The sequence below is a fragment of the Aquamicrobium soli genome, assembly GCF_042646345.1.
In the GTDB taxonomy this organism is placed as follows: domain Bacteria; phylum Pseudomonadota; class Alphaproteobacteria; order Rhizobiales; family Rhizobiaceae; genus Mesorhizobium; species Mesorhizobium soli_A.
Genome location: NZ_JBHRTK010000003.1, coordinates 131,759 through 145,254 on the forward strand (window position 1 = coordinate 131,759; position 13,496 = coordinate 145,254).

Sequence of the window (13,496 nt, forward strand, 5' to 3'; positions counted from 1 at the left end):
GGCAAGTTCAGTGGGCTTCATACCCCCACCCCTGACCCCTCCCCACAAGGGGGAGGGGGATCCGGAGAGGCGTCCACCAGGTTCCCCTCCCCCTTGTGGGGAGGGGCTAGGGGTGGGGGTAGACTGCCCGTCCTCGCGCTCGCCGCCCTGCTCGGCACGGCGACGCTGGCGTTGGCCGACGAGACCGTCCGCCAGGTCCTGCCCGGCGCGCCGGCCGCTCCGGCGGCAGGGGAACTGACGAGGGTGCAGGCTCCCGCGGCAGGCACGTCCCCCTCGGGCGACGAAAGCGAGATCGAGCGCTTCTGCTCCAATATCGCCGACGCCGCCCGCGACCGCCGCTACGCGTTGCAGGCCGCCGAACTGAAACAGTTGCAGGCCGACATCGATGCCCGCATGAAAGCGCTCGACGCCAAGAAGACGGAATACGAAACCTGGCTCAAGCGGCGCGAGGTGTTTCTGGCCCGCGCGCAGGACAGCGTGGTCAAGATCTACGCCGGCATGAAACCGGATGCCGCGGCCGAGCGGCTGGCGATCGTCAACGCCGAGCTCGCCGCCGCCATCCTGATGAAGCTCGACACGCGCAAGGCCAGCGTCATCCTCAACGAGATGGACAACAAGGCAGCCGCCACGCTTACCGGCATCATGGCCAGCGCCGCCCGCAGGACAGACCCGTCATGATCCGCAAGACGCTTTTCCTCCTGGCTGCGATGACGCTCTCCGGCTGCGCATCCGACCTCCGGGAAGTGGGCAAGGAACCGGCGCTGTCCCCGGTCGGCGCCGGCATCGAGGGCGGCAGCGCCTCGGTCTACCAGTACCCGCAGACGCCGGCGGCGCCGGTGCGCAAGTTCTCGCTGTGGGACGACCGCCAGAGCAAGCTGTTCACAGATCCGCGCGCCCTGCGCGCGGGCGACATCCTGACCGTCCGCATCAGGATCAACGACCGCGCCAAGTTCAAGAACCAGAACGACCGCAGCCGCACGGCCTCGCGCTCGCTGGGCTTCGGCGCCGACCTCGGCTGGGACCAGTATTCGACCAGCGGGAAGGGCAAGGGCACGCTCGATTCCAGCACCAAGACCAATGCCGACGGCGCCACCGAGCGTTCCGAGTCGATCGACCTCAACGTCGCCGCCGTCGTCACCGACGTGCTGCCCAACGGCAATTTGATGATCAAGGGGTCGCAGGAGGTGCGCGTCAACGCCGAGTTGAGGATCCTCACCATCGCCGGCATCGTACGCCCCTCCGACATCGGCGCCGAAAACACCATCTCCTATGAACGCATCGCCGAGGCCCGCATTTCCTATGGCGGACGCGGCCGCATCAGCGAGGTCCAGCAACCGGCCTACGGCCAGCAGGTGCTTGACCAGGTGCTTCCTTTCTGACGATGGCGAAGGGACGCGCGGCCGTGGCAACCATGGAAGACACTCCTGCCTCAAAGGGGCCGTCGCCCGTCATCCAGGGCGCTATCTTCGTAGCCATGACGGTCGCGGCACTCGGCATCGGCTGGTTCGCCGGCTCCTACCTGAAGGGCTCGGAAGCGCCGCCGAGCGTTCCAGCCGCGGAGGCAAGTCAGGGCCAGGCCGCCCCGGCCAAGGACAGCGACGCCGATCCGAACGCCGGGCCGCTCCTGGTGCCGATCGCCCCCATGACCACCAACCTCGCTTCGCCGGCCTCGATCTGGGTGCGGCTCGACGCCTCGCTCGTGCTCGACACGCCGCAGCCTCCCGACCTGGTCGAGGCGGTGCACCAGGACCTTCTCGCCTATCTGCGCACGCTCAAGATGCACCAGATCGAAGGCGCCAGCGGCTATCAGCATCTCCGGGCCGACCTCAACGAGCGCGCGGCGATCCGCAGCGACGGCCACGTCAGGGAAGTGCTCGTAAGGACCCTTCTGTTCGAATGAGAACGCGTTTCGCCACGGCGGTCGCAACCGCCGCCGCCCTCGCCGCCACCGTCTCGGCCGCTGCCGCCCAGCAGATCGACCTCGGCGCGCTGAGCCAGGCCGACGGTGCCACGACCGGCACCATCATCCAGTTGTTCGGCCTGCTCACCGTTCTGTCGGTGGCGCCGGGCCTGCTGATCATGGTGACCAGCTTCACCCGCTTCGTGATCGCCTTTTCGATCCTGCGCGCCGGCATCGGCCTGCAATCGACGCCGGCCAACCTGATCCTGATCTCGCTGTCGCTGTTCATGACCTTCTACGTCATGGCTCCGACCTTCGACCAGGCGTGGAACAACGGCGTCAAGCCGCTGATGGACAACCAGATCAGCCAGCCGGTGGCGCTGGAACGGATTTCCGACCCGTTCCGCACCTTCATGCTGCGCAATGTCCGCGACAAGGACTTCGACCTGTTCGCCGACCTCGCGCGCGACCGCGGCCAGCAGGTGGCGCGCGACACGGTCGACCTGCGCATCCTCGTTCCCGCCTTCATGATCTCGGAAATAAGGCGCGGTTTCGAGATCGGCTTCCTGATCGTGTTGCCCTTCCTCGTCATCGACCTCATCGTCGCTACGGTGACCATGGCCATGGGCATGATGATGCTGCCGCCGACGGTGGTGTCGCTGCCGTTCAAGATCATGTTCTTCGTGCTGATCGACGGCTGGAACCTCCTGGTCGGCAGCCTCGTGCGCTCGTTCCACTGACCGGCGACTTTACCGCCGGGAGCAATTTCACCTTCCATTAACCATAAGGCTTAGGCCTTTTTCAGGAACTGCCTGCCATGGTCGCGGACGATGGCGGGTGGCCTCTTCAGGCCATTGGCATGATGCCGTACCGTCACACCGGCCGATCCGGTATGTATCCGAGTTTTGTGTAAGAACGGGTACGTGTATCCATGTCCAGTATCATGACCAACGCCTCGGCGTTGACGGCTCTGCAGAGCCTGAATGCCACCAACAAGAACCNNCCACGACGATGCGCTCGGACAACCAGGCGCTGTCGTCCGTGCAGGACGCGCTCGGCCTCGGCGCCTCGAAGGTCGACACCGCCTATACCGGCATGAACAAGGCCGTCGACACCATCAACCAGATCAAGACCAAGCTGGTTTCCGCCTACGGTGCGACCGACGCCGACAAGGCCAAGATCCAGACTGAAATCGCCTCGCTGCAGGCGCAGATGCAGTCTTACGCCGATGGCGCCACCTTCTCCGGCACCAACATGCTGTCGGTGTCGAATGCGTCGGGAGCTTCCGGAGACGTCAAGATCGTCTCGGCCTTCAACCGCTCCTCGACCGGCGCCGCCTCGATCTCGACCATCGACATCAAGGTCGAGGACATCAAGCTCTACGACAGCGGCGCCTCGCCCACGAAGAAGGGCATCCTCGACTCCGCCCGTCTGGGCACCACCGGCGCGGTCGTGGCCGCAACGTCCGGCACGCTCGGCACCGACGCAGCCGGTGACGCATTTGCCGTCTCCTCGATGAAGCTGACGGACGGCACACTGTTTGCCACCGACACGCAGATCAGCAAGATGATAACGGCCACGGAAGCCGCGCTGAAGGACATGACGACGGCGGCTACGACGCTCGGCGCCAGCAAGAGCCGCATCGACCTGCAGAAGACCTTCACGCAGAGCCTGATGGACTCCATCGACCGTGGCGTGGGCCAGCTCGTCGACGCCGACATGAACAAGGAATCCACCCGGCTGCAGGCCCTCCAGGTTCAGCAGCAGCTCGGCATCCAGGCGCTGTCGATCGCCAACGGTTCCTCGCAGTCGATCCTGTCGCTGTTCCGCTAAACTTCTGAACGGCGGGCCATGCATGGCGCCTGGCCCGCCATTGTCAGTCCAGAATGACGGGTGACCCCTTCGGGTCATTGGCATGATGCCGAACCGTCATACCGGCCGATCCGGTATGTATCCGAGTTTTGTGTAAGAACGGGTACGTGTATCCATGTCCAGTATCATGACCAACGCCTCGGCGTTGACGGCTCTGCAGAGCCTGAATGCCACCAACAAGAACCTCGAAACCACCCAGTCGCGCATCTCGACCGGCTACCGCGTCAACGATGCGTCCGACAACGCCGCCTACTGGTCGATCGCCACGACGATGCGCTCGGACAACCAGGCGCTGTCGTCCGTGCAGGACGCGCTCGGCCTCGGCGCCTCGAAGGTCGACACCGCCTATACCGGCATGAACAAGGCCGTCGACACCATCAACCAGATAAAGACCAAGCTGGTTTCCGCCTATGGTGCGACCGACGCCGACAAGGCCAAGATCCAGACTGAAATCGGCTCGCTGCAAGCGCAGTTGAAGTCTTACGCCGATGGGGCCACCTTCTCCGGCACCAACATGCTGTCGGTCACGTCGACCAAGAACGCGGCCGGCGGCGCCGCAGCCGCCGACACGGGTGTCCAGGCCGATATCAAGATCGTCTCGGCCTTCAACCGCTCCTCGACCGGTTCCGCCTCGATCTCGACCATCGACATCAAGGTCGAGGGCATCAAGCTGTTCGATTCGGGCACGGCCGCAAATCTGAAGAACGCCGGCCTGCTCGACAGAGCGACGTCGATCTACAGCTCGGCCAAAGCCCAGGACGCCTTCGAGGCCGCCTTCGCCAGTGCTGTCGCCGGCGGCGCCACGGACACGGCCGCTAAGACCGCCGCCGCTACTGCCGCCACCACGGCAGACGGCACGGCCACGATCGTTTCTACCAAGTCCGTCTTCAACCTCGACATCACGGGCGCGGCGGACGCGACGATCGGAGCGATGCTCAGCAAGGTCGAGACCGTCCTCGGCCAGATGACGACGGCCGCGACCACGCTCGGTGCCGCCAAGAGCCGCATCGACCTGCAGAAGACCTTCACGCAGAGCCTGATGGACTCCATCGACCGTGGCGTCGGCCAGCTCGTCGACGCCGACATGAACAAGGAATCCACCCGGCTGCAGGCCCTCCAGGTCCAACAGCAGCTCGGCATCCAGGCGCTGTCGATCGCCAACGGTTCCTCTCAGTCGATCCTGTCGCTGTTCCGCTAGGCGTAGACCAGCCTCTCGAAAACCGATCGGGCCGCGCCGCCAGCGCGGCCCGATTTCTTTTTCTTCCCCGTTATCGACACGGCTTTTAATCGGCTGTTAACCATACGCGCCTAGTAATGGTTAACAATTGGATGATTCGCCCGCCACCGGGTCGTCGTCCAAAGATCGCCGATCCGGCATGCGTGGCGTGCACCATTCGATAAAGGGGGAGTTCCTTGGCGAGCATCATGACGAACGCTTCGGCGTTGACCGCGCTTCAAAGCCTCAGCGCCACGAACAAGGCGCTCGAACAGACCCAGGCGCGCATCTCCACCGGCTACCGCGTCGCCGACGCGGTGGATAACGCCGCCTACTGGTCGATCGCGACCACCATGCGCTCCGACAACCAGTCGCTTTCCACCGTACAGGACGCGCTCGGCCTCGGCGCCTCCAAGGTCGATACCGCCTACACCGGCATGAACAAGGTGCTGACGGCCGTCGACGACCTGAAGCAGAAGCTGGTCACCGCCTATGGCGCCAGCGCCGCCGACAAGGCCAAGATCCAGACCGAGATCGACGCGCTGCAGGGACAGATGAAGTCCTTCGCCGGCGCCGCCACCTTCTCCGGCTCCAACTTCCTGTCCGTGACCTCGACGCGGGTCGCCGCCGACAACGACGGCGTCCAGCCCGACGTCAAGATCGTGGCCGCCTTCAACCGCAGCTCAGGCGGCGTGGTGTCGCTCGGCACCATCGACATCGACATCGAGAGCGTGAAGCTGTTCGACAACGGTGCGGCCAACGCGGTCAAGAACGCGGGCCTGCTCGACCGCCAAACCACGGTCTATGCCACGGCTGCGGACCAGGCCACCTACGACGCCGCCTATGCGACGGCGATCGCCGCCGGCAAGTCCGACGTCGATGCCAACACCGATGCCGAAGCCGCCGTGGGAACGCCGGCCCCTGCGAACATAGCCAAGATTTCCGTCCATAATCTCGACATCACCGCAGCCGGCGTGACTGACGACGTCATCACCCAGATGATCTCGAAGGTGGATAATGTGCTGAAGGCGCTGACCGATGCCGCCACCGTGCTCGGCGCCGCCAAGAAGCAGATCGACCTGCAGAAGACCTTCACGCAGAGCCTGATGGACTCCATCGACAAGGGCGTCGGCCAGCTTGTCGATGCCGACATGAACAAGGAATCGACGCGGCTCCAGGCCCTCCAGGTCCAGCAGCAGCTCGGCATCCAGGCGCTGTCGATCGCCAACGCCAATTCGCAGAACATCCTCTCGCTGTTCAAGGGCTGATCCAGCCCTTCCGCACCGGCTGAAACCGGGCCGCCCCGCAACCGGGCGGCCCGATTTCATTTTCGCACAAGCTTCGCGCATTAGGGTTGCCGCGGGCAATGATGCGGGAGCCGTCGATCCGTGCCGGAACAGATCCAGACACTCATCTCGAACCTCAAGGGGTTCGGCACCAAACGGCTTGCCATCATGGCCGGCATCGCCGCCATCGTCATGGCCGTCATCGGCGTCGGCGCGCTCTACCTCAACCGCCCCGCCTATGAGACGCTCTATGTCGGGCTCGAACGCTCCGACGTGAACCAGATCGGCATGGTGCTGGGCGAAGCCGGCATCGACTTCGACGTCGGCGCGGACGGAACCACCGTGCTGGTCGCCGCCGGCGCGACGGCGCGGGCGCGCATGCTGCTGGCAGAAAAGGGCCTGCCGACCAGCGCCAATGCCGGCTACGAGCTTTTCGACAATGTCGGCTCGCTCGGCCTCACCTCCTTCATGCAGCAGATCACCCGCGTGCGCGCGTTGGAAGGCGAGATTTCGCGCACCATCCAGTCGATCTCGGGCGTCAAGGCGGCGCGTGTCCATATCGTGCTGTCGGAACGCGCCAATTTCCGCCGCGAAGAACAGCAACCCTCGGCCTCCGTCGTCATCCGCTACAGCGGCATCGACGCCGGCAGGACCGCCATGTCGATCCGCCATCTGGTGGCCGCCGCCGTGCCGGCGCTGTCGGCCGACCGGGTGACGGTGCTGGATTCGGCCGGCAGCCTGCTTGCTTCCGGCGACGACCCCTCCAACACCAGCGCGGCGCGCACGCTCGGCATCGAGCAATCGGTCGAGGCCCAGATCGGCGATAATATCCGGCGCGCGCTGACGCCCTATCTCGGCCCCGACAATTTCCGCGCCAGCGTCAAGGCCGACATCAACACCGACACCCGCCAGATCGAGGAAACGATCTACGATCCCGACTCGCGCGTCGAGCGCTCGGTGCAGTCGGTGCGCAACAACGAAAGCAATGCCCAGACGCAGGCCTCGACCCCGGCGAGCGTCGAGCAGAACCTGCCGGAAACCCAGGCCCAGGCGACCGCCGGGCCGCAGTCCTCCTCGCAGAACGACCGCAAGGAAGAGATCACCAACTACGAGATCAATTCCAAGCGTGTCGCCACCGTCTCCAACGGCTATTCGCTCACCCGCATGTCGATCGCGGTGGTGGTCAACCGCGATCGGCTGACGGCGATCCTCGGCAAGGACGCGACACCGGAGCAGGTCACCGCCCGGGTGGCTGAAATCAAGAAGATGGTGGCCTCGGCCACCGGCTTCGACGAGAAGCGCGGCGACAACATCGACGTATCGTCGGTGGAGTTCATCGACGGGCTCGACGGTACGCCGGTCGAGGGACCGAGCATGCTGGAATCGCTCGGCCGCTACACCGGCAGTCTCATCAATGCCGGCGCCTTCATCATCGTGGTGTTCCTCGTCGCCTTCTTCGGCTTGCGGCCGATGGCGAGCGCGCTGATCGCCGGCCCCGCCCCGGCGGCGCTGGCCGAGCCGAGCTTCGAGGAAGTGCAGCGTGCGCTGCCGACACCGGACGGCGAAGCGGCAGGCGCGCAGGCCACGGCAGCCCTGCCCGGTCGCGGCGGCCCGACCCCACTCGACGACCTGCGCCAGAAGCTGCGGCCCGCACCGCAGGAGCGGCTGGCGCGCATGGTCGACCTCAACGAGGAGCGGACCGCGCAGATCCTGCGTAAATGGGCCGCCCAGGAAGCGGTCGGCTGATGGCTCACGCGGCCCTTTACGACCTGCTGCCGGATTTTGGCGCCGCACCGCCGCGCGCCAATGCGCAGGCACCTGCGGCACGTCCCGCCCCGCCGCCGGAAACGCCGAAGGTCGACGTCGAAGCCCTGGTCGCCCGTGCCGTCGCCGATGCCGAAGCGGCGCTGGAAGCGCGGCTGGCGTCGGCGCACGAACAGGCGCTGGAGACCGAGCGCCGAAGGAGCGCCGAGACGATGCAGGCCTTCCTGCAAGGCGTGGGCACCGATATCGGCGAGGCGATCGCCGGGCGCATCGACGCGCTGGAAACCCATGTCAACGAACGGGTCGGCGCGGCCGTCGCGCGCATCGTCGGCGATATGCTCGGCGCGGACCTGCGGGAGCGTTCGTTGCGAGCGCTCGCCCGCACCGTCAGCGACAGCATCGGCGACCGCGAGGCCCTGCGGATCGGCGTGCGCGGCCCGCAATCCATGTTCGAGACGCTTCAGGCGGCGCTCGGCCCGCGCGCCGCCCATCTCGATTTCACCGAGGCTGAAGGCTTCGACCTGACCGTCACGCTGGACGATACCGTGTTCGAAACCCGCATGGCCGAATGGACAGGTGCCCTCGCCCAGGTGCTGGCCGAGGGTCGGGCATGAGCACGGTGGAAAACAGCGAGCACGCGCGCGAGATCATCATCGTGCGCCACCGGGGCGGCGATCATGACGACGCGCCGCATGGCGGCGTGTGGAAGATCGCCTTCGCCGATTTCATGACCGCCATGATGTGCTTTTTTCTGGTCATGTGGCTGATCAACGCCGCCAACGAGCAGACCAAGGCTGCGGTCGCCAGCTACTTCAACCCGGTCAGGCTGATCGACCGCAACGCCAGCCGCAAGGGACTGGAAGACCTCGGCGACGGACCGCGCGATGCCGGCCTGACGGCCGACAGTCCCGAGGAGAACACCGACAAGTCCGGCCAGGGCAACGACGGCGCCTCGTCGTCGTCGCAAAAGCAGAAGTCGAAGGCCGCGGCCAAGCCATCGGACAGCGCAGAACGGCGCCTGTTCGCCGACCCCTACGCCGTGCTTGCCGAGATCGCCACCGATACGGCCGCACTGCAGAACGTCAGCGAGAAGGGCGACGGCGGCGCACAGGCGGCCGGCCCCGCCACCGGTGCTTCCGGCGGCACCTCCTACCGCGATCCGTTCGCGCCCGATTTCTGGTCGCAGCAGATGGCGACGCCTCTCGCCGAAACCAGCGCCGAGCGCGCCCGCATCGAGGGCGATCCGGCAAAGCCTGGCGACAAGGTGGCCGAGGCCGAGAACCCGAAGGTCAAGGCCGTCGCCCAACCAGCCCCGGTGCCGAACACCGCCCCGCTGGAAGCGCTCGCCAAGGGCGAAACCACCGACGCCTGGAAGAAGCCACCGCCGGAGACCCAGGCATCCGACAAAAAGGCCGAAGAAGAAAAAGCACCCGTACCGAAGAGCGGAAACGCAACCTCCGGCACGGCGCTCAAGGCCGCCGCCGAGATCAGGCAGCAACTTGCGCAGGCGTTCAAGGCCGGCGACACGCTCCATGACGGCGTCTCGGTCGAGGCGACCGACAAGGGCGTCGTCATCTCTATCACCGACCGCATGGATTTCGGCATGTTCAAGATCGGCTCGGCGCTGCCGAATCGCGACCTGGTGCTGGCCATGGACAAGATTGGCCGCATCGTCAACGGACAGAAAGGCAAGATCAGCATCAAGGGGCATACGGACGCCCGCCCCTTCCGCAGCGAGAACTACGACAACTGGCGGCTATCCACCGCGCGCGCGCAGTCCGCCTATTACATGCTGGTACGCGGCGGCGTCGACGAGCGCCGCATCGTCGAGGTCGCCGGCTTCGCCGACCGCCAGCCGAAGGACGCCGCCGACCCGCTCGCCGCCGTCAACCGCCGCATCGAGATTTTCCTGGAGACCGGCGGATGAGAAGGCGGCCGCATCCGGAAGACCGCTTCCCGCGAGAGGGCCATGTCCCCTCTCCGTCCCCGCACGACGGAGGGGATTCGCATATGGTTCAACCTCAACCCCCACCCCTGACCCCTCCCCACAAGGGGGAGGGGGACAGGAGGCCGCTGCGCCATCCAAATGGAAACACTCCACAACTCGGCACTATCGGCCGTGCAGGCAATCCCCCTCCCCCTTGTGGGGAGGGGTCAGGGGTGGGGGTCCTGAAGCCCACAACACGAATCGATCCTTCCAAAACGATCATCCCGCGCCGGATAGAAATCCAGGCCCTCCTGTGCGGCTTCGCTGCGCTTGTGTTTACGGCAGTGGCCACGCCCGGCCGGGCCGCCGAGACGTTGCAGCCCTACCAGATGGTGCGCTCGCTGCAGCTGGTGCAGGACCGCATCGCGGCGGGCGACCACGCGGCGCTGCCGATGCAGGCAAAGCTGCTCGAAATGGTCGACGCGCGCCTGCGCTCGGCAACGCCCGAGACCTTCAAGGAACCGAAGAATTTTCGTGCCCTGCTGGTCTACGGCATGAGCGGCGGCAACCCGGTCACGGTGCAGGCCACGGCCTCGCGGCTCGAACTGGAGCCGCAGGACCAGGCCATCGCCGGCGGCATCGTCGCCTATCTCAACGGCCGGCCGGCCGCCGCGATCGAGGCGCTCGACGCGGTCGATCCGAGGCGGCTGCCCGCCGATCTCGGTGCGTTCGTGGCCCTGGTCAAGGGCTCGCTGCTGGCGGCGGAACGCCCGGTCGAGGCGCTGGCGCTGCTCGACCAGGCCCGCCTGCTCAGCCCCGGCACGCTGGTCGAGGAAGCGGCCCTTCGCCGCTCGGTCGCCATCGACGCCAGGCAGGCCGATGCCGCCCGCTTCGCGCTGGCCTCCACCCAGTATGTCGAGCGCTATCTCTATTCGCCCTATGCCAGCCAGTTCGCCGACGCCTTCGTCAGCGGCGTGATCGCCATGCATGGGGCGATCAGCCAGGACAGGCTCGCCGACATCACCTCGATGATGGACGCCGAGCGCGAGAAGGTGATCTACCTGCGCATCGCCCGCCGCGCCGCGATCGACGGGCTGGCCGACCTTTCGGCCTTCGCCTCGGCAAAGGCCGAACAAGGCCGGGACGGCAAGGCCAATGACGATGATCCCCGCGCCCAGCTTTACGCCAGCCTGTCCACGGTCACGTCGGCCACCGTGGATACGGTGCGCGAAAAGCTGAAAGCGATCGACCGCGACCAGCTTTCGGAAAACGACCGCTCGCTGCTGGATGCCGCGCGCGCCGTGGTACGCGAAATGGTGGCCACGCCGCCATCCGCCAAGACCGATCCGGCAGCGGGGCAGACCGAAACCGTCGCACCCGGCAAACAGGCCTCGGTGGAAACGGACCTGCCGCCCGTCGAAGGAATCGCGGGGGAAGCCCCCGCCGCACCGGTGCCGGCGTCGGTCGCAACCGCGGAGACGAAAGACGCTGCCGTCGCTCCCGATCCGACCGACAAGGCCATCGCCGCAACCCGCCATACGCTGGATTCGATTGACCAGATGCTTGGAGTTTCTCCGCAATGAGAGTGAGTGCCGACCCGGCCCTGTCCGCCGCCCTGTCGAAGGGCGAGCGTCCCACCGCGCCGGCGGCCGGCGAGGAGACTCAGAAGTTCGAGCGCCTGCTGCGACAGGCGAAGAAGCCGCGCGGGCCGGAATCCTCGCCCGCCGACGCCGCGCCGCGCCGGATGAACTGGTCCTCGATCGCCGCGGCGCTGTCGGGCAAGGCTGGAAGCGAAGACGCCACCGATGCCGCCGATCCCGACAACGACGACAAGCTGGCGGAGCGCAAGGCTGGCGACGGCCAGCCGACCTGCGACGACGCCCACGCACCGGCACCGCCAATGCAGAATGGCGGGCAATGGCTGCTTGCCGCCCACGACCCGGATCGCGGGCCTGTTCCGCCTGCCTCGACCGGTTCGCGTCACGACAGCGAAGGCAAGACACAAGGCTCGGGCCGCACCATCCTTGCCAACATGGACGCCGCCGTGGCTGGGGACGCGCCTCTGGCGAGCGCCAAAATGCCGGCAACGACGGCCACACCCGTTGCGGCCGGCCAGCCTCGCGCCACGCCGTCATTCGAGACGCCGCTTGACCCAGCGGCAATGAACGAGGCCACCCGCACCGTTTCCGTCGAACCGGCCTCGATCTCGACAAAGAGACCTGACGCGACACCACCGGCAGACAAGGCCCTGGCAGCGGTCGCCGACAAACCGAGCAGCAAGCCCGTCACCGTTACCGCCGCGCAAAGCTTTCCCGCCCCCGCGCCTGTCCCGGTAAGCCAGACGATAACCGCGCTGGCGGGCGCCATTGCAAGCGATGGCGGCATGGCCCCCGCGCTGGCGGCTTCCGCCGGACTCGCCCAGCCGGGCCAGGCTGTTGCAGCCGCATCACACCTCCTCAAGATCGAATTGCATCCGGCCGAGCTTGGAGTGGTCACCGCCAATCTGCGCCTGTCCGGCGGCCAGCTTTCGATCGAACTGAAGCCCGAAAATCAGGAGGCCCACCGCCGGCTTTCGGCGGACAGCGAGGCGCTAGCCAAGTCGCTGCAAGGCCTCGGCTTCGCCGTCGACAAGATCACCGTCCTACAACCTTCGGTAGCAGCCACAGCCACCCCGCGCATGGACGCCGCACCCGGCTCGGCGGGGCGGGATGCCTCGTCGTTTCAACCGGGAAACTCGGGCGGCAACGGCGAATCTTCGGGCGGCCAGCACTTCGGAAGGAACCGTGGCAATGAAGGTCAACATGGCGGCACGCCTCTGCGCGACCGTGCTGGCGGCGGCCTGTTTATCTAGCCTTCCCGACAGCCCAGCCAGGGCGGCGGCAAACCCGTGCGAGGCCGAAATCCTGCGCGCCGCCGACCGCTACGGGATTCCGGCCGGCATCCTCTATGCGGTCGGCCTGACGGAAACCGGCAATAAGGGAAGCCTCCAGCCCAACGCCTTGAATATAGAAGGAAAAGCTGTATTTCCTAGGAACCGCGCCGAGGCGCTGGCCGCCTTCGGCAGGGCGCGCGGCGACGGCAAGACGCTGATCGATCTCGGCTGCATGCAGATCAACCACCGCTATCACGGATCGCACTTCCGCAGCGTCGATGACATGCTCGACCCGCGCCAGAACGTCGACTACGCTGCGCGCTTCCTCGCCCAGCTGCATGCCCGCCACGAGACATGGTCGATGGCGGTCGCCCGCTATCATGCCGGCCCCGACAACGACCCGGCGCAGAAGATTTACGTCTGCCGCGTCATCGCCAACATGGTCGCCGTCGGCTTCGGCAAATGGACGGCGAACGCCCGAGCCTTTTGCAACCCATAAGCGTTTTAGCGGTAACGAATAAGCGAAGTCAGCGACCGCCGCAAACACCTGCGAGCATTTTTGTGGGCTTATCCCCACCAGGGACTCGACTCCCAATATTCTAGCTACAAGAATTGACGGTTGCCGCCGATTCCCGCCAGCGACTACCCCTTTCCTCACG

General features: G+C 66.3%; 12 protein-coding genes and 1 pseudogene. All 13 read left to right on the plus strand.

Annotated features, from left to right (window positions below):
- The first annotated feature begins 93 nt into the window (after positions 1 to 93).
- Complete coding sequence (locus ACFOHJ_RS03670) at positions 94 to 678, plus strand: MotE family protein (protein WP_378218638.1); 585 nt, start codon at positions 94 to 96, stop codon at positions 676 to 678.
- Complete coding sequence (gene flgH, locus ACFOHJ_RS03675) at positions 675 to 1,379, plus strand: flagellar basal body L-ring protein FlgH (protein ID WP_378218640.1); 705 nt, start codon at positions 675 to 677, stop codon at positions 1,377 to 1,379. The genes ACFOHJ_RS03670 and flgH overlap by 4 nt, the downstream gene beginning before the upstream one ends.
- A 32-nt stretch (positions 1,380 to 1,411) precedes the next feature.
- Positions 1,412 to 1,900, plus strand: coding sequence for a flagellar basal body-associated FliL family protein (locus ACFOHJ_RS03680; protein ID WP_378218642.1), 489 nt, complete (start codon positions 1,412 to 1,414; stop codon positions 1,898 to 1,900).
- On the plus strand, positions 1,897 to 2,640 hold the full coding sequence (gene fliP / locus ACFOHJ_RS03685) for a flagellar type III secretion system pore protein FliP (protein ID WP_378218644.1): 744 nt from the start codon (positions 1,897 to 1,899) through the stop codon (positions 2,638 to 2,640). Before ACFOHJ_RS03680 ends, fliP begins: the two co-directional genes overlap by 4 nt.
- 191 nt (positions 2,641 to 2,831) lie before the next feature.
- Positions 2,832 to 3,733: pseudogene (locus ACFOHJ_RS03690) on the plus strand (flagellin).
- Between the two features lie 154 nt (positions 3,734 to 3,887).
- Positions 3,888 to 4,970 carry a flagellin N-terminal helical domain-containing protein gene (locus ACFOHJ_RS03695; protein ID WP_378218646.1) on the plus strand — a complete coding sequence of 361 codons (1,083 nt, stop codon included), beginning with the start codon at positions 3,888 to 3,890 and terminating at the stop codon, positions 4,968 to 4,970.
- Positions 4,971 to 5,185: 215 nt separating this feature from the next.
- Positions 5,186 to 6,256: a flagellin N-terminal helical domain-containing protein gene (locus ACFOHJ_RS03700; protein WP_378218648.1), complete on the plus strand. Its 1,071-nt coding sequence runs from the start codon at positions 5,186 to 5,188 to the stop codon at positions 6,254 to 6,256.
- Between the two features lie 120 nt (positions 6,257 to 6,376).
- Positions 6,377 to 8,020 (plus strand): flagellar basal-body MS-ring/collar protein FliF, encoded by a 1,644-nt coding sequence (gene fliF, locus ACFOHJ_RS03705; RefSeq protein WP_378218650.1) that lies wholly within the window; start codon positions 6,377 to 6,379, stop codon positions 8,018 to 8,020.
- On the plus strand, positions 8,020 to 8,652 hold the full coding sequence (locus ACFOHJ_RS03710; protein WP_378218652.1) for a hypothetical protein: 633 nt from the start codon (positions 8,020 to 8,022) through the stop codon (positions 8,650 to 8,652). Before fliF ends, ACFOHJ_RS03710 begins: the two co-directional genes overlap by 1 nt.
- On the plus strand, positions 8,649 to 9,965 hold the full coding sequence (locus tag ACFOHJ_RS03715) for a MotB family protein (protein WP_378218654.1): 1,317 nt from the start codon (positions 8,649 to 8,651) through the stop codon (positions 9,963 to 9,965). Before ACFOHJ_RS03710 ends, ACFOHJ_RS03715 begins: the two co-directional genes overlap by 4 nt.
- 233 nt (positions 9,966 to 10,198) lie before the next feature.
- A complete protein-coding gene (locus ACFOHJ_RS03720) occupies positions 10,199 to 11,548 on the plus strand; it encodes a chemotaxis protein MotC (RefSeq protein WP_378218656.1) in 1,350 nt (449 codons plus the stop codon).
- Entirely contained in the window at positions 11,545 to 12,816 is a 1,272-nt protein-coding gene (locus tag ACFOHJ_RS03725) for a flagellar hook-length control protein FliK (RefSeq protein ID WP_378218658.1), read from the plus strand. Before ACFOHJ_RS03720 ends, ACFOHJ_RS03725 begins: the two co-directional genes overlap by 4 nt.
- A complete protein-coding gene (locus ACFOHJ_RS03730; protein WP_378218660.1) occupies positions 12,767 to 13,336 on the plus strand; it encodes a transglycosylase SLT domain-containing protein in 570 nt (189 codons plus the stop codon). The genes ACFOHJ_RS03725 and ACFOHJ_RS03730 overlap by 50 nt, the downstream gene beginning before the upstream one ends.
- Positions 13,337 to 13,496: the final 160 nt, after the last annotated feature.